The sequence below is a fragment of the Chryseobacterium sp. P1-3 genome (assembly GCF_000738495.1).
Lineage (GTDB): Bacteria > Bacteroidota > Bacteroidia > Flavobacteriales > Weeksellaceae > Chryseobacterium > Chryseobacterium gallinarum.
Map to the genome: position 1 here is coordinate 1 of NZ_JPEQ01000006.1, position 16,860 is coordinate 16,860.

At 34.5% G+C, this 16,860-nt stretch carries 22 protein-coding genes; 4 read left to right on the forward strand and 18 right to left on the reverse strand.

Annotation, left to right across the window (positions count from 1 at the left end):
* The 18 genes from HX13_RS08050 to HX13_RS26300 all read right to left on the reverse strand — a co-directional run.
* A partial coding sequence (locus HX13_RS08050) for a LysM peptidoglycan-binding domain-containing protein (protein WP_157837422.1) occupies window positions 1-266 on the reverse strand: 266 nt, incomplete at its 3' end.
* A 4-nt stretch (window positions 267-270) separates the two neighbouring features.
* Window positions 271-1,074, reverse strand: coding sequence for a hypothetical protein (locus tag HX13_RS08055; RefSeq protein WP_050020665.1), 804 nt, complete (start codon window positions 1,072-1,074; stop codon window positions 271-273).
* A 404-nt stretch (window positions 1,075-1,478) separates the two neighbouring features.
* Window positions 1,479-2,663 carry a hypothetical protein gene (locus tag HX13_RS08065; RefSeq protein WP_050020667.1) on the reverse strand — a complete coding sequence of 395 codons (1,185 nt, stop codon included), beginning with the start codon at window positions 2,661-2,663 and terminating at the stop codon, window positions 1,479-1,481.
* 15 nt (window positions 2,664-2,678) lie between these two features.
* Entirely contained in the window at window positions 2,679-3,125 is a 447-nt protein-coding gene (locus HX13_RS08070) for a hypothetical protein (RefSeq protein ID WP_050020668.1), read from the reverse strand.
* Between the two features lie 193 nt (window positions 3,126-3,318).
* Window positions 3,319-3,618 (reverse strand): hypothetical protein, encoded by a 300-nt coding sequence (locus HX13_RS08075; protein WP_050020669.1) that lies wholly within the window; start codon window positions 3,616-3,618, stop codon window positions 3,319-3,321.
* Window positions 3,581-3,853, reverse strand: a complete 273-nt coding sequence (locus HX13_RS08080) for a hypothetical protein (protein ID WP_050020670.1) — start codon at window positions 3,851-3,853, stop codon at window positions 3,581-3,583. The genes HX13_RS08075 and HX13_RS08080 overlap by 38 nt, the downstream gene beginning before the upstream one ends.
* Complete coding sequence (locus HX13_RS08085) at window positions 3,853-4,470, reverse strand: hypothetical protein (protein ID WP_050020671.1); 618 nt, start codon at window positions 4,468-4,470, stop codon at window positions 3,853-3,855. Before HX13_RS08085 ends, HX13_RS08080 begins: the two co-directional genes overlap by 1 nt.
* A gap of 325 nt (window positions 4,471-4,795) precedes the next feature.
* Window positions 4,796-5,014: a hypothetical protein gene (locus HX13_RS08090; RefSeq protein ID WP_050020672.1), complete on the reverse strand. Its 219-nt coding sequence runs from the start codon at window positions 5,012-5,014 to the stop codon at window positions 4,796-4,798.
* 134 nt (window positions 5,015-5,148) lie between these two features.
* Entirely contained in the window at window positions 5,149-5,682 is a 534-nt protein-coding gene (locus HX13_RS08095) for a hypothetical protein (RefSeq protein ID WP_050020673.1), read from the reverse strand.
* Window positions 5,683-5,733: 51 nt separating this feature from the next.
* The gene (locus HX13_RS08100) at window positions 5,734-6,093 is read right to left on the reverse strand and encodes a hypothetical protein (RefSeq protein WP_050020674.1); all 360 of its coding nucleotides are present in this window, start codon (window positions 6,091-6,093) and stop codon (window positions 5,734-5,736) included.
* Between the two features lie 462 nt (window positions 6,094-6,555).
* Window positions 6,556-6,969, reverse strand: a complete 414-nt coding sequence (locus tag HX13_RS08110; RefSeq protein ID WP_128572277.1) for a hypothetical protein — start codon at window positions 6,967-6,969, stop codon at window positions 6,556-6,558.
* Window positions 6,970-7,083: 114 nt separating this feature from the next.
* Window positions 7,084-7,644 carry a T6SS effector amidase Tae4 family protein gene (locus HX13_RS08115; RefSeq protein WP_202962912.1) on the reverse strand — a complete coding sequence of 187 codons (561 nt, stop codon included), beginning with the start codon at window positions 7,642-7,644 and terminating at the stop codon, window positions 7,084-7,086.
* A 10-nt stretch (window positions 7,645-7,654) separates the two neighbouring features.
* Window positions 7,655-8,038 (reverse strand): hypothetical protein, encoded by a 384-nt coding sequence (locus tag HX13_RS08120; RefSeq protein WP_050020677.1) that lies wholly within the window; start codon window positions 8,036-8,038, stop codon window positions 7,655-7,657.
* Window positions 8,039-8,152: 114 nt separating this feature from the next.
* Window positions 8,153-8,380, reverse strand: a complete 228-nt coding sequence (locus HX13_RS08125; RefSeq protein WP_050020678.1) for a hypothetical protein — start codon at window positions 8,378-8,380, stop codon at window positions 8,153-8,155.
* A gap of 6 nt (window positions 8,381-8,386) precedes the next feature.
* Window positions 8,387-10,312, reverse strand: a complete 1,926-nt coding sequence (locus HX13_RS08130) for a type VI secretion system Vgr family protein (RefSeq protein WP_050020679.1) — start codon at window positions 10,310-10,312, stop codon at window positions 8,387-8,389.
* A 221-nt stretch (window positions 10,313-10,533) separates the two neighbouring features.
* On the reverse strand, window positions 10,534-10,938 hold the full coding sequence (gene tssD, locus HX13_RS08135; protein WP_174441953.1) for a type VI secretion system tube protein TssD: 405 nt from the start codon (window positions 10,936-10,938) through the stop codon (window positions 10,534-10,536).
* A 157-nt stretch (window positions 10,939-11,095) separates the two neighbouring features.
* Window positions 11,096-12,598 (reverse strand): 3'-5' exonuclease, encoded by a 1,503-nt coding sequence (locus HX13_RS26295; protein ID WP_410493114.1) that lies wholly within the window; start codon window positions 12,596-12,598, stop codon window positions 11,096-11,098.
* A complete protein-coding gene (locus HX13_RS26300; RefSeq protein WP_410493115.1) occupies window positions 12,549-14,237 on the reverse strand; it encodes a UvrD-helicase domain-containing protein in 1,689 nt (562 codons plus the stop codon). Before HX13_RS26300 ends, HX13_RS26295 begins: the two co-directional genes overlap by 50 nt.
* A gap of 183 nt (window positions 14,238-14,420) precedes the next feature.
* Between HX13_RS26300 and HX13_RS08145 the strand changes: the two genes are divergently transcribed.
* The 4 genes from HX13_RS08145 to HX13_RS08155 are packed head-to-tail and all read left to right on the forward strand — an operon-like array spanning window position 14,421 to window position 16,830.
* Complete coding sequence (locus HX13_RS08145) at window positions 14,421-15,167, forward strand: carboxypeptidase-like regulatory domain-containing protein (RefSeq protein WP_050020681.1); 747 nt, start codon at window positions 14,421-14,423, stop codon at window positions 15,165-15,167.
* A gap of 5 nt (window positions 15,168-15,172) precedes the next feature.
* Window positions 15,173-15,736 (forward strand): hypothetical protein, encoded by a 564-nt coding sequence (locus HX13_RS08150; protein ID WP_238555170.1) that lies wholly within the window; start codon window positions 15,173-15,175, stop codon window positions 15,734-15,736.
* A 20-nt stretch (window positions 15,737-15,756) separates the two neighbouring features.
* Entirely contained in the window at window positions 15,757-15,981 is a 225-nt protein-coding gene (locus HX13_RS23840) for a hypothetical protein (RefSeq protein WP_238555171.1), read from the forward strand.
* 36 nt (window positions 15,982-16,017) lie between these two features.
* On the forward strand, window positions 16,018-16,830 hold the full coding sequence (locus HX13_RS08155) for a carboxypeptidase regulatory-like domain-containing protein (RefSeq protein WP_238555172.1): 813 nt from the start codon (window positions 16,018-16,020) through the stop codon (window positions 16,828-16,830).
* Window positions 16,831-16,860 lie beyond the last annotated feature (30 nt).

Sequence of the window (16,860 nt, forward strand, 5' to 3'; positions counted from 1 at the left end):
TTCTTCTTTTCCTCTTCCTGTTTCTGCTCTGCTGTTTTTTGTTCTTCTTCGGGATCAGGAGGTGGTGTTTCACCATTAAGGGCGTAAACCTCGTCAGGCGGAGGGGTCATCAGGGAAAACCCTGTATAGGGAGTATTGCCAACCTTCGTTCCGGAATTGGCATTATGATAATCTTTGAGTTTCGTCCAGTCTTTGATACCCAGTTTCCTGGCGATATCCTGCAGCGTTTCTCCGCTCTGAACCGTATATGGGATGGGTGCTGACATATTCTTATTTTGTTTCTATGGTGATTGTTTGCAGGTAATAAAATTTATCCTCTGCTTCTATACAGACACTGACTTCTGCTTCTTTTATTCTTCCGGTTTTACCCGTGTAATTGATGGTGTTCTGAAAATCTGCATAGAGTGGAAGGCTTTCTTCGTCAAAACTGACGTAATAATCATGTTTATGGATGTATCGGATAATATCATTCATGATATCCTGGGCATTGTCGATTTTAGGCTCAAAAGACAATATATTTTTATCTTTTTGATATTGAATATTTCCTTTCCATTCTGTAGTTCCGACAGGCAGGACTTTCCAGGATGTTTCATACTGTTTTTTAGGATTGAATTTTTGCAATCCATATTCCAGGACCTTCATAAAATGGAGTTGCCTGATGAAAGAAGTAAGCTTTTCATCAGTCTGGGTTGCAGTAAAGAAATGAGTACTGATGTGGTCTATTGCTTCCCCGTTATAGAGATCATGAATAGCAACATCGGCTTTCCGGATACGGTTTCTGATCTCCTCAATGTTTTCTATAGAAAATTGATATTTGTTTATTTTACAGACTAAAGGAAAAAGGGCTTCCATATAATTATTGGATACTTCAAGAAATTTGGTGTCTATTTTTTGATTGTTCACTTTTAAATTGGACCTGTTGATCAAAATTTCACCGGTATCCTTTTTCCCCGGTTCTACATACAGGGTATAAGAGAGCTGTGCCTGATGCTGCTCCTGGCCGAACTTTACCGTACATTTATCCTGTACGGTGTAGGTAGATGTTGGGAATATGTCGGAAACTGAAGAGGTCATATTAATTAGTTTATGGCTTTAATGGCTTGAGAATTATGAATGGTAAATAATGCAAAAACTGAGATTATACTTAATATATATAAAAATAACAGCAGGATTAATTTTTTTATTTTACCAGTTTCCTTTTCACCGCGAATTCCAATTAATTGTAAAATGAAAAGAATGGGGTAGATGACTACGATAATAATAAAAAATATAAAAAGGTAGGTCATTATCAGAGAAAATAGACTCTGAACATTCAATATATACGGAGTTTTGTTGAAATACTGGTGTGCTGGTTTATCCCAATAATAAATAAAGGTTAGGAGGATAAAAGTTATAAAAATTATAAACTGAATATTAAAAATGCTTTTCCAGTTTCTAATTATAAAATTCTTTAGCATAGTTTTAAAGTTATTTGTTAATTATTTTCCGGCTACAAATCCAAAATATCCATCTTCGAAAGGATCATATAAGACAGTCCATACTTTATTAATATCCCCCCAAGTGAACAAAGTAAGTATTATTTTACCTCCTTGCTCATCAATTGTAATTGTTTTAAGCCCTACCCAGTGATTAGGAATTGAGAATGTTGCCTTATTATTATGCTGAAAATTTTCAGCAGTAATAAGTAAGCCTATACTATACCCGTCTGCCAAGAGTTGAGAAAGTTCATTAGCCGAATCTTTTGCATTCGCCCATTTACTGGTGATGAGGTTAGTCTCGTTTTTCACATCTTTATACCCCAGAATATTTTTCATCATTTTTTCCACTTCGTTAGGGAACGTAAGACCTGTACCTCCTTCTACAAACCCTCCGGCACCAGGACCATCAGGATCATAATCGAAGATTCCGTTCAAAAAATCTTTGATTGAGAATAAATAGATGTAGTCGGCATATGACATTTTACCTCCATAGCTATTCTTAGGATATTTGACATCCGAATCTTTCATTTCTATCAAATGATCATCACTATCCAGTTTAATTTTGTATTGGGTAGAAGTAATGATGGCTTCCCCTTTACGATGTAAATCAAGAATAACTTTCTCATATTCTGTAGGATTCTGAATAGCCATAAAGTGTCCGATCAAGGCTATAGCACACATTGAACTTTGTCCCTGATCTATATCTTTACCAGTATTTATCCTTTGTTGAATTTCAGTTTTTAGCGTCTTTCTATCAAAAAATCTGAATCTGTTATGCTTAAAAACAGTGAGTTTACCTTCATTGTCAACATCATTAATATAAGCCTTGATTTCCAGATTATTTCCGCAACCATTGGCATCATTAAATGTGATGTTGATTTCATCTCCAGTAGAGACATCTTTCAGGACGTTCTCATACAGTTTTCCAGTTTCTCTATCTGTGTAACTTACAGCCCATTTTACCAGGTTTACGTCCTTTGGATCTCCATTAGTATATGATTCTACTTTGAAAGTATAAGTTTTACCGAACACAATACCACTTTTTTCCTTAATGGTTCTGGTACTATCATTAGCTGCACCATCATCCAGATCGGAAATCAGTTTGATACTTTTAACTTGTGTGGGCTCTATTCCTTTTCTCGAAATAGGGGTCTTTGTGCCGAATTCTACTCCTGGAGCTGCCATGTTGTTATTGTTTTTTTATTGATCAAATTCAAAATTTTCTTCTTTTCCGGAAAGCATATCATAGATCACATTGCCGTTTTCGGTGATATAAAAAATATCAGGTTTTCCTCCGCTGTATCTTACATAAGCGAGAAGATCTGCGTTGTGTCCGTCTAAACCTTCCTTTCCGCCTTTATACTGTTTATTGATAACATCAGTTTGTTTATATACGTATATTGAATACAAATGATAACCTTTTATAGGTACAGATGCTGTTTTGTCATCAATTGCCTTTTTCAGTTTTTCATACATCGCTGTGTTGTATGATAAATTTCCTTCTGCATAAAAATAGTCGATCCTATTTTTATTTTCTCCAGCCTTAAACTCATAGGTCACCGGAGATAAAGCTGTCAATTGAAAGTCTTCCGACTTGTTTTGAATACATGCCACGAATATTGTAAATAAAATTATTAAATTTTTCATAATCTTTAATCCTTATCGGAGGTTCTCCAATAATCAAACTTTCGGGACAACACTTGTATGAATTTATTCAATATTCTTTGGTGACTCTATAATGATTATATTCTGAGAAAGGAAAAGAGTATCTCCGCTTTTACGTAAAATGTCGTGTGTTTCATTAAATAATTTTATTTTATTATTGTTTATTTTTTCTAATTCAAGTTTTTTTATACGGTTCTGTTTCGTTGCTATTTCCATTTTTTTTAATATTATCAATTAAAATACTCTCAGTTTGAGGAGTGATATATTTTTCTAGCACATTATTCTTATATAAAAAACCTTCTCTAATCAATATTTCCTGATTAAAATTTTTTATATAACAATCCGGAGCATATACTTTAGATGTCGAACTATCTATAGGTTCTCCTCTAACTATTAAAACCTTTTTCTGTGTACAACTTACCAGTGCTAAAAAGCTGCTAATAAGGAAGGATAACTTTTTTAATTCTTTCAACATCTTTTCTTTTTTCAATGATTATTTTAACTTTTGAGTATCCAAATATTTTATCATCATCTGACTTTTCTCTAATTTTATTAATAATATTTTTAGTCTCATTATCAGATGGACTTTTAGATGAATTGTCTTTGTTTGTAATTCCAAAACATCCCAATGACCCTCCTGCTCTTATACGTGGTTTATTATCATAAGTTGGATCTTTTTCATTATGATAGAAGCCGCCTACATGTATCATTATACTCTTTGCAGAAAAAAACTTTTTTCTTTTCTGTCATTAAATCGTTCTTCAGAGTGAAGAGTCTCAGAATTATTTTGTTCCAATTTATACGCTGCAGTATCATTATGATGAGGGTATACATCAATAAAGACTCCCTCATATTCATTATTGTCTTTAGGCTCAAATGCACAATTATATATTTCTGCATATTTCCCTTCAATTCTGTTTACAATCCAAGAGTCCCTTGATACCATGGTTTCTAATTTAAATGTTTTATCAGTTGAGTGTGTAACTAACATTTTGTATAAGGGTATTCCTATGGTTATATAATTTCCTTTTAATTTTCTATCGTCTGCTCCAATTAATTTAATGTAGCCCCATCCTACTTTTTGATTTGTTATTGTTATGATTGGTCCTTCATCTTTTGAACTCTCATCGGCATTATCATCATTGCTTATTGCTCCTTCTCTCCCAAATCCCTGCATAATGGCCCTCTTCTGGCTGGAGAGCTCAAGATTTTGCTTAGTCGCCTCAATGATCACTTCTTCAGATTCCTCATGAGAAATCTTGCTGAGTGAGGTATAATGGTTGGCAACCTGTATGTTGATATTTTTTGCGTCTTTTATAATAGCCATGATGTTTTTTTTTCTAATCTGAGTTGTTTTTTAATCATAATAATATTGTCTATCTTTTCCCAGCTGCATCATGCTTTATAACAATGTCATTATTTGTTCTACTGTAATAAAAAGATTACTTTTTTACTGTTTTTCATTCCAGTAAGTTTTTTTTTATATAAGCATCTAATTCTTTGGATTCATAAAAATCCATACAATACCAAAAAATATAATTGGCTTTACTATCCTCGATATTTTCCGTAATTCCCATTTTATAATAATCAGAAGTTGTTTTCTCTATAAGCTTATCTAATAAATTTTAATTATTTTTCCGGCTGCATCAGTATTATTCCTTCCTGAACAATATCGTTTTTAATTGGGATGTTTCTTCCTTCACTAATCCAAATTGAAAATGGCTTTGCATCCTAGAATAAGTGTTTTTGTTAACATCAAAAGTTATTTCGTCATTATCTTCATATCTGCTTTCAACATTATTGTGAACTTTAAATTTATATTCTGTATTTTTTTTCGATAATAATTTTTTTTTCAAAAGAAATCTCCCCATCAGTCGAAGTTTTTGCAACAGATTGGAGAATATTGCTTTTATCATACTTATAAATTACATTCCATGTGTCTTGTTCATCAGATTGTGTTCTGCTCGTTTTTACCGTGGCTTTTATTATTTTAAAATCCTGATTTTTATATTTTTTTATAAGAAGAAATCCTGTTTAAATATCTCAATTGATACGGATAATCTCCTAAGTTGTCATCTAATAAATCCGTTAAGTCTAATATATTCTTGTTAATATAGATACTATTTTTAAGTTCAGAATAATAAATCGGATTCAGTTGATAATTGTCATTTTGATTGATGCTAATCATTTGAAATTGATCTGTAAACTTAATGATCATACTGTCCGAGTCTTTTTCTTCTTCATTAATAAGCAGAATTAGATTATCATTTTTTTTATCATTTTTTAAGATAAAGGTTATTGGGATTGTTTTATCTATTGGAGTATAAGTATCATTATAATATTTAACAGTATCTTTTCCTGCGCTGATCTTATAAACATATGAAAGGACTTCCTTTTTACGATCATTTTTTACAATTTTATCATTTTCATATGTTTTTAAAGGGGTGTATTCCTCTTTAATGCTTATTGTTTCATGTTTTTCTTGAGAAAAACAATAATTAAAAAGAATAATCAAAAAGAGAATACCAGATTGTTTCATTGTCGTTTATACTCTTCTATTTCTAAGCTGCTTTTTTTATTTGCTTTTAAATTAATTTATCTTAACTTTAGGATAAGGGTAATTTAATGTTTTAGTGTTCGATTTACTGGTGTCAGCCATATTTTCATAGTTAAAAACTGCTTTCATAACTCGGCTATTTTTATTTCTAAAATGCTTGCCTGTCAATATATATTTTTCATTTGAAGGATAATATTTGAAGGTATATTGATTGTACTTAGCAGTTGGATTTGTTAATTTTTCACTATAAAATTCAAATAAGCTTCCTTCAGCATCTCTATAATAATTAATCTTATCCAGGGTATCTCCTTTGTATTGATATACTCCTCTCATTGTTACTTTTTTTTCATTTAATTCTTCAATAGAAAATATTTTAAACTTTGTAGAATACATATCCTGATCCCAGTCTTTTATAAAAATGTCATGGTTGAAGTATAAACAACAATCATCATAAAATCTGTTGACGGGATAAAATAGTAACCCTAACTTTTGAATTTCATTTTTATTTAAAATACTTTCTTTTTAAATATTTATAAAGATCCGAATTCGTTTCAATCAAGAGATTAAAAGGTAATATCTTAATTATATTTTCCTTTTCGAAAGAAATAGAAAAGGAGAAGCTATCATTGTTAACTTTCAATGTTTCAGGATTTTGTTTTTCCACAGTGTAGATGACAGCTCTATCTTTATTATTGAATTTTATCTCTTTATTAGTAATGGATAACTGATTTAATTCCTTCCCATCATAGAGAGAGTATGTTCTATTCTGCGTATTAAATAAATGAGAGAATAACATAATTACGAAAAGAATTAAATTATTTTTCATTGTGATTTTTAACTATAAACAGTTCTATTTTAGTTTATCTTTTTCCTGTTATTTATCCCAATAACTTTCTTTATAAATGAGTCTAATTCTTTCGATTCATAAAAAATAAAACAATCGTACGTAATGGTATTTTTTTCACCCGACTCAAAATGAAGGTTATTCTTTTTTGAATAATAGCCTTTTGTTTTTGCAATTACATAATCATTGATTTTATTTTTCAAATCTTCATTCTCGATAAATTTACCATTAACTGAATATTGTACTCCTGAAGCATCTTTATAAACATCATAAAATGTTGAGTCCATTTTTGAATAGTTATATTGAAGGCACCTGTTAAATGCATACTTTTTTATTTCAGTTATTTTATACTGTGCTGATAAATTTATCGAAAACAATAATACTAATATCAATGACAATCTTAATATATCTATTTTAGCTCCCATACTTTTATTTCATCTGTTTGTATTACCTTGCCGTTTTGTTCATATTTCATATGAAAATAATAATATTCACTATTAGGATCGTCGTGCACACTTTCGCCTGGATATATTAAATTTTTACCATCCCATAAAGTGAAATGGCCCGAGGCGTTTTCCCCATCCTGATACTTTAAACATAATAATACCTTTGATTTTATACAAACTGTCCCATTTATCTTTTGATAAGCCTATTTTAATTTGTCCTAATCCTACTTTTTTTAATTTTTCGTCAAATTCAGGAGTACCTAAATGCTCTTCAAGATATTTTCCTAGTTCTTTTACTCTATACCAATAATTGAGCTTATCTTTTCCAATATGTACACCTCCTTTTGCTCCTTTAGCTCTATACTTAGCATTATTATAAGGTAATTTAAAGCCACTATAATTTAGCCCCTTGCTCATTCTAAATGAACAAGTATTTTCCCAATCATCAGGTGCTTTATTAAATAAATCTGTAAGTCCGTTTCCAATCTCATTATATAAGGGGATAGTTTTCACAGAAGTATTGGGATAGTTTTTAATCATATCCGCCCAACTTGGTCTCTTCACCTGTACAGGTTTTGTTGTCTGGCTACCAGACTGTGCAACAAAACTTCTTCGCTGTTCTAATATAATAGGAATCAATTTTTCTATATTCATAGTCTGTATTTTAAGAGTCTTCTTTATCATCCATTATCGTTAAAGTATAAGCCTTTAGCGGTTCTTTGAATATAACCTGTCCTTTTTCTACAGTTCCGGTAAGGGTAAGTTCATCAATACCTTCTGCTATTGGCTCCCCATCTTCAGCTTTAATGGCTACTTCTACGGTTTCTCCGTCTTTGTAACCTTCAGTTTCTACAATAAGGTTCATATCCACATAAAACTTAGAAGAATCTGTTAAAGGAGTTTTTTTATCGCCATATGTCCAATACATTTTTGTTATTTTTCCATCGGACTCATCATCTGTTAAAGCTTCTCCTTTCCCAAACCCCTGCATTATTGTCCTTTTCTGGCTGGAAAGCTCAAGGTTTTGCTTGGTCGCTTCAATAATCACCTGCTGAGCTTCCTCATGAGAGATCTTGCTGAGTGAGGTATAATGGTTGGCAACCTGTATGTTGATATTTTTTGCGTTTTTTTATAATAGCCATGACTGTAATTTTATAAGTTGTTACCTTAAAGGTCTGTCAAATGGATATTTATTCTTTTTTCTTTGTTTCAATGCTTTTACCGATACAAGAAAAGCTACAACTGCAGATATAAAACCACAGATGATCGATTTCATTAGATTTCCCACCGGCATATACCGGTGTTTGTCTTCCGTGACCGGGGGGCTGATATAATCCGCAATATTGTAAGATGCCAAAGTAAAGAATACCATAACAACAAGGTTTCTCATGATTTTTTAATGGGAATTCCCTTGTTCTCCGCTTTGAGATTTTACGGTTTTTTCACTTTGTAAAACCATATTCTCTTTGGTGCTTACTACTGTCACTTTTTCGGCATATGAATCACTTTTCTTAGCCTGGATGTTTCTTTCATTTTCAGAAATTTCCGTCCGCATATCAGAGGATTCATGGATATTTCCGGTGGCACTTTGCATAAGGTCTTTCCCTGCGGTGTCTATCATATTTACCCCGGCATTGGAAACGATATTCACATTGGCGGTCGAGTACATACTGTTTCCGGCGATGGAGGTGATATCGCGGCCTGCTGTCATTTTAATATTATTACCTGCCGTAAACGTCATGTCTTTCGGAGCATTGACGGTAATATTTCCTTTTCCATCCATGAAGTAGGTATTTCCACTCGGATCTTCAATATAAATACTGCCTTCAGCATCATTGAAGATTACTTTATTTCCGCTTCGGGTCTGGATAGACTTGATATGGTTATTAACACCACCACCTAAAGCTACCGCTCCATGGAACATTCCTCCCATGGCAAAAGGAAAATCAGGGTGATGATATTCAAAACCTACCATGACCTGGTCACCTACTTCCGGAATAGCAACAAACCCCCTGTTCTGGGTAATGGCATCAGTACCTCCTGCATCAGGGCTCATCACCCTTATAAAATGAGTGGTATCATGCAGCTGCCAGTCAAATTGTACCTGTATACGTCCCTGGTTTAAAGGATCGGTATTGGAAATTACTGTTGCGATCTGAGGCTCAGCCTGAGGAGCTACAAATTCAGGGGTAGGAATATATCCCGTTCCTTCTGCAATGGCTTCAAATGATCCGGTATAATATCCGCGGGTATTCACTTCATGGGAGACTTCCGTAATCATAAGCTTGGTGAAATAAGATGTCTGGTTACTGTTGGGCTTTCTCATTTCAATGTCTGCAATACAGCCGGGATGAAGAAAAGGAACTGTTGTATTTCCTGAAACCGTAAAAACTTCTACGGCAGCACTTCCTGCAGCACTTTTCTGGGCATCATCTACATTTAAAGACATGTTGGCATTCACAGGAGATGGGTTTAAAGCTCTGGTTTTATAAATACCGTCATTCAGCTCATATGCTTTTGAAGCAAGCTGGCCGAGATGTTTAATATTGGCGGTAGAGCTTAATAACTTTTCATTTTTACTGCTGTTGTACCCAAAAAACTCGGGTTTGGTATGAACAGCCTTGAGCTCAATACAAATATCACTTACATTACTCCCATAGGTAAGCCGGATAGGCTGTTCTCCCGGCGGAAGCTTTCCAAAATGAAGAACTTCACCATCATAATAAAATTGCTCTCCATAGGTTTCAGCCAATCTGGCAAGATAATTATAATGAGTTTCTTTGTATTGGGCGCTATAGTTGATATAACTTGCATTTTTAGTATCTACTTTATAATCGTATTTACCTGAGCCCAGGGTTTCTTTAATGACCCTATCTGCAATAATGGAAGTATTAACTGCCTGGCTGCCTCCGAAACTTTGGGTATGCGGTGCTGAATCCATCAGAATTGTTGGGCTTTTCCCTTTCAATACAATATTCCCCAGACTGGCCTTTTCCTGGCTGAAGGCTACCTGTGTGATAAAGCCCACAAACGTCCTTTCAGGGCTTTCATTTTCGGCATCCTTATATTTGAAAACAACAGTTAAGCGTTTTCCTAAAAACTGTTGTGCCTCTTCCAGATTATGATCCTGTGTGTCCCCAAGACTGTCATGGGCCAGGGTAAGTTCGAAATTATGGTGTGTCCGTATGCTTTGTTGTAAACGGAAATGTTTGAAGTGCTTGATGATTTTACCTTCAATAACAATATCCAGCTTTACCACACGCTGGATACCTGCAATATGGTTTTCAGCAATTTTATCTGCATTGGTCGTCTTATTTTTCATCGCATTTTTTTTGTGGTTAAGTCACTAAAATTAGAAATGTTTTGGATTATTTGTCTATATAAACTGTTAAATTTTAAAAATTGTAGTAGAAGTACGACTTTCTGTATCTGGAAATATGGTACATGTCATAGAACGAACTTTTTATTTACAGGATAATAAAGAGACAAAAAGACCATCCTTAAAAATAAGGATGATCATGTTTATTTTTTTGATAGACAAGATTAAGGAGTAGGCCACAGACCGTTATACTCGGAGCCTCCGTAACGGATAATTTCTGCACTCACAATGAATGTGATCAGCATACTATTACTGTCAACAGCATCGAAATCTACTTCATGCTGAATGACATATCCGTTTTCCCAGCTTAAAGTAATCAGTGTTCCTTCTTCATGGGATTTGTTAAAGGTAACCTCTCCTGTGGTAGGTTTGTATTTCCCGTTTAATAAGCTTTCCAAAATATCAGCTTTTTCAGTAGCTTCCACGGTTATTTTAATCAATGCATTAGATGGATCCGATGCTACACGTCCGGATACATCGGTAGATCTTGATACACTGTAATGAAGGTTTAACAGTTTTTGACCTTCACCTCCGTTGAATTTTAAAATTCCTCTTGAGTTTCCTGCCATGATTGTAAATTTTATGGTTAATTAATATAATATGCTTTAGTAATTGTATTACAAATGTATATTTCTTTACTTAACTGTAAAAATTTTTAAAGGTAACTTTCAATTTTTGTCGTAGTTTTACGATTTGATGTCGTAATTCTACGACAATCCTACAGGATTAAAGGTAAATAATCTGGGTTTTAAGGACCTTTCTTCCCAAACTTTCCAGGATGTTTTTATATCCTTCGATCTGGGCTTCGTCCCTGGTTTTCTGCTCCCCTGTTTTAAAATCAACAATGATATATCCGTCTTCACTTTTTAAAATACGGTCGGGTCTGGAAATATGACTCTCTCCATTCATTGAGATCATAATATCCCGCTCATTGATCACTTCCCATTTTTCATCAAAAAACTCAGCGTAGGTCCGTACAATTTCCTGTAAAGTTCCCTGAATCTCATCTTTTTCTTCCAGGGTGATCTGACCTTCCAGAACATAGCCTTCCAAAACCCTGGCAATATCTTTTTCTGTATTGATTTTGGATAAAAGCTCATGGACGAAAAGCCCGATTCTTACTTTTTCGTTCCGGACCTGGTAATTTTTAGATGGCGTGGCAATCTTTATTGAAGTACTCTTTTCGTTGATATTTTTGAGATTGTGGATATTTTGTGTTTGAAAAGGTGAATTTTTATTTTTTGAATGTTTTTTCAGTATTTCCGGACGTACTTCATACAAGTCAAACTCATCTGCATCATTTGTATTCCTGGTTTTTAAAAAATCAAGCAGTTCAAGATTATTAGAAGTTTTGTTAGGTTTTTGGAGGTAGAAAAATAACTGTTCAACAGGCCTTGTGGTGGCAACATACTGAAGACATAGCCTGTCGATCAGGTTTTTATAGGCGTTTTTCTTGTTGAATGCCTGTATTTCTTCATCATAAGCCTCAAGATTTTTACTGAACTGGTTAATATTCACAGATTTTAATGCCTCATTTTCATGAGTATCAAACCAGTTGGTAAACTCATTGTCCCGGTTTTTGTTCATCATGGGAATAAAAACGATTGGGAACTCCAGTCCTTTAGACTTATGAATAGTCATAATCTGGATAGCATCAATATTTTCCGATGCCTGGATCGTATAGGACGACGCTTCCTCATCCCAGTATTTCAGGAATTCTTTTGTGCTTGCGCCTGCATTTTGGGTAAAATTAAAAAGCATTTCCAGGAAGTTTAAAAGAAAATCGGTTTCCTTATTCTCTACAGAAAATTCATTGATATAATATTCTACAAAATTATAAAGATTGAATCTCGGGAAATTATCCTGCTTAAGCTGAAGCGAATATTTTTGTTCAATAAACTGAAGAGTTTCCTCATGCCCTTGAATATCTAAGATTTCCTTCATTTCCAGTGTAAAATCCGCCATATGAATTTTACCCAGTGCATTCAGATAATACATCATCATGATCAGGCACGGCTTGTTCTTAGGGTTAATTTCCCATCTCAGAAATTCAATAACTGCTTTTAAGGTATTGGAAAGTTCCAGGGTAAGTCCTTTATCAGAAATGGTTCTGATATTGGTTTCCTCTCCGCGGTAGGTCACTTTTAAGTTTCCCAGCTTTTGGGAATAACTGAAAATATCAAAAATTTCCGCGGCAAAGAATCGTAATGTCAGAGAACTTAAAGCCATTATCCAGGCATTCCTGAATATCTTTTCTCATTCTTTCCGATGTATCATCATAGAATTCTTCGTTGGTGAGATTTTCGATGAGGTTTATTTTTACTCTCCCTTCAATCCCTGATTTCGGATTTTGTTCAGCATCAGTTCCAAAAATATTCCGGTGCTCTTCTTCCAGTCCTTCAGAATGAAAACGGTAAAGTTCGTTATTGAATTGAACAATATTCCTGGCACTTCTCCAGTTGTCTTTCAACACAAGCAGATCAGCTTCTTTGGGAGAAAATTCTTTTTTATTGATAATATCCAGCATCAGCTTGCTTTCGCCTCCCCGGAATCTGTAAATACTTTGCTTAGGATCACCCACTAAAGTAAAGGAAGTATATTCTGTAGAGACACTGTGATCCCTTAAGGGAACAAAATTCTGCCACTGCAATTCCGAAGTATCCTGGAACTCATCGAAGAAGTAATGCAGGAATTGCGCTCCTACTTTTTCGTAGATAAATGCAGAAGGCTCATTTTTAAGGTTTTCATTAATCAGGATATTAAACTTTGAAAGAAGAACCAGGTCATTCTCTATCTCAATTTTTTTGAGTTCGTCCTGAATGTCTTTGTTTACCTTCAGTGGAAGTAGGGCAGATAAAACTTTTTCTTTTTTTTGCGTTTCAATATGCCAGAGAATCAGCTGCATCCTGTTCTCCAGAAGCTGGTCCAGAATTTCCAGAATTTCAGACTCTTTATGTTTTGATTTTGAAGACGCGCCTTTTTTGTAATTATTAACTACGGATTCTTCCTGGGTAGTAGGGAAGGGGAAAGCGGGCCTCTTTTGCTGGTAAAAATCAATAACTTTGATGAAGAAGCCTCCGATCCCGTTTTTTCCCTGGGCAAAATCTTCAATCTCAATATTTCTGGATTTGAATAGATCTACAGATTTTACAGCAAGTTCTGCAGACTGTTTCTTATGGAGAATAATCTCTTTACGGAGAGTATTTTTTATATTTTCATAATGGGTATCATCAAAACTATTGTTGTTTTTCAGATGTTCATAATGAATATCTTTTACAAATTCCTTTGCAGAATCATAAAGGTTTTTGTTGAGGTTAATCCTTTCATTGTTTTCAAGGCTATAATCTACATAGTCCATGAAAGAATTGGAAATGGTTTCGTTCTCACCAATCTGGTCCAGCATTTTATCCACAGCCTCTATCAGAAACGGTTCAGCTTCTATTTCAAGATTAAAATTTTTGGCTAGGCCCAATTCATAGGAAAAGCTTCTTACCAATCTTGAATTAAAACGGTCAATGGTTCCGATGTTCAAGGTGGAATAATTATGGAGAATATAATCCAGCAGCTTTTTAGAACGAATGTGAAGCTCGTCAATGGTGATTTTCAAACCCTGATCTTCAAACGCTTTCTGAATATTTTTAAGATCTGCATTTTCTGCAAAATTATTAGCAGAGAAATTCCCCAGCCAGGACAAAATTCTTTCCTTCATCTCATTGGCTGCTTTATTGGTAAAAGTCAGGGCGAGAATATTCCTGATCGACTGTTGCTGATTAGGATACCGGAGACAGATCATCAGAAGTCTCTGAACCAGGGCATAAGTTTTTCCTGATCCTGCGGATGCGTTGATGACTGTATAAGAATTTTGCATTGTTAAAAGTGGAATTGAGACTGCAAGTTAGCTAAAATTTAAAAGAAAATTTAACAATTATATCCGGCTATTTAACAGTTTTCAATGCAAAAATCAAAAAGAAATACTAAAAGGCGTTAACTGTGGTTAAACTTCTGGTGAACATTAAAAATAATTTTAGCTTTGTTTTATAAAAAATAACCTGTGAAACTTAAACTATTCTTTTTTTTATTCCTTATTTTTTGTACATCAGCCCAAGCCCAAAGTTATATTTTTGGTAAGGTAACTTCCGAAGACGGAGCCGAAATGCAGGATGTTACCGTGATCAATATCAGAACCGACGAAATGACAATGTCCAACAGGGATGGCCATTTTATGATTTCCGGCAGGGCAGGAGATGAACTCCGTTTTGTAAAAGCAGGTTATGACCGTTTGATGAAAAAAGTTACCCCGGAAAACGTACAATCTCCATTGAATATAACCCTTGTAAGAGGAACTATTCAGATTCCTGAAGTTGCAGTAAAACAAGGAATTACTGGTAATTTAAAAATAGATTCCAGAAATTTCGGGCCCTCCAGAAAAGTGGAAAAGCTTACTAAAGAAATCGACCGGTATATTGTACAAAAAACAGATCCCCGGGTACTGGCAGCAAGACCAGGAGAATTTGTACAGCCGAAAGGACAAGGATTTTCTATTGGAAAAGTGAAAGATAAATGGGATGATGTAGACCTGATGAAATATTTGCGGGCAAGCCTGGGGGATGAATATTTTACCGATCTTAAAATAGAAAAGCCACAGATTGATCACTTTATTTATTACGTTTTTGCCGGCGGATTTGAAAGAAAAAAAATATTGAAATATGGATTTTGCAGCGATGCGGATCTGAATAGATTTCAGCGTTTTGTACTGACAAGAATCTCTTCTTACAGGGCTCCTCAGACTCAAAGATAAGCGGAATGAAAACGTATAGTAAACAAAGCTTATGTACTGCTGTATTCCTAATATCGACTGCAGTATTTTCACAGCAAAAAATAACGGGAATCATTACCGATAACAGCAATATCAATATCAATCCTGTCTTGGTCCTAAATGTTTCCAAACAGCAAAGCGTATTTAGTGATGCTTCCGGAAAGTTTATTATAGATGCGGAAGAGAAAGATGAAATACGATTTGTAAAAGAAGGTTATTATCGCTCAGACAAGAAGATTTCGAAAGAAGATTTCAATACACCCTTACTTATTATTCTTAAAAAAAACGAAATAGAAATCCCGGAAGTGAAAATTGCCTATAAACCCACGGGAAACCTGGAAAGGGATAGCAGGAACCTTAATGGATCAAGGAAGATTTCCGGCCTTAAATCAGACCTGGAGATATATATGAAAAGCCCGTTGAATGCCCCATTGCCCGATCGATCGATCTCGAAAACTTTTAGGGGGCTTGATTTCAATGCGGGGCAGGTAGATGTTATGGGTGTATTAAGCGCAGCGGCGGGATTATTTAAAAAAAGCTACAAAACCTAAAATTACAAAACCTACTTATAATGAAACACGGATCTTTTATGACAAGGATAAGAAAAGAAATTAATTTTGATTTTCTAAGGAAGTACGGAATGGGAGAGGATGAGATTGATGCATTTCTGATGTATGCTGACGATACAAAGCAGCTGGCCAGAAAATACAGAAAAGATTTTAATAAATCCGTTGTAGAAGCTGAAATTAAAGAAGCCTTCGCTGAATATCGTAAAACCAATAAGATTGGAATGTAATTGGGTATATTAAAACTTTAATTAAGAAAGCCGGACGTGATCAAAAATATCAGAAATGCATATGAAGGGAAAATGTTTTTTTTCCTGGTTTTTATTTGCAATTGTTTATTTTCCCAGCAAATAGTTACGGGGAGAACTATTGATGATAATGGAGAAAGTTTAAGTGCCGTAACAATTATCAATATGGCTACAGATAAAAAGGTATATTCCAACTCACAGGGTGAGTTTTCTATTGAAGCTTCCGCCAATGATGAATTGAGATTTGTAAAAGAAGATTTCAGAAGGGTCTCCCGCAGAGTCCTTACAGATGGAATTAATTCTCCATTATTGATTACTCTTTTCCAGATTCCCAAAGAAATCGGGGAAGTGAAAATTGTAAAAAAGCTAACCGGGGATTTGAATGAAGATTCCAGAATAGTTGCAAAAACAGATAAGGGAGAATTGGTAAGAAATGCAGTTGGGCTGCCACAACCTGTGGGAAAGATGAGAGAAAAGCCGGCAGAAGTAAAACAGGTCTTATTACCTATCCTTTTGGGAAACCTGAATGTACAGGGAGTATACGACCTTATCAGTGGAAAAGCCCGGCGGCAGAAGAGATTATACAGATATGATGATTTGCAGGAACATATCGCCTGGATCCGAAACAGGGTAGAAGACGAATATTTTACAAAAGCAGGAATTCCGGCCGACCGGATTTCGGAATTTATTGAATTTTCATTTGGAGCTAAGCCTCAGGTAAGAACTTATGTAAAAGCCAGGAATCTATCGGGCGTTTTGCTCAGGCTGGAAGAAACTATCCCGCTTTACCTTGATAGAATGGCCAAGGGAAGTAATGTTAAAAAATCTTAAAATTTTGGAATAGTAATTGATGCTTTACAA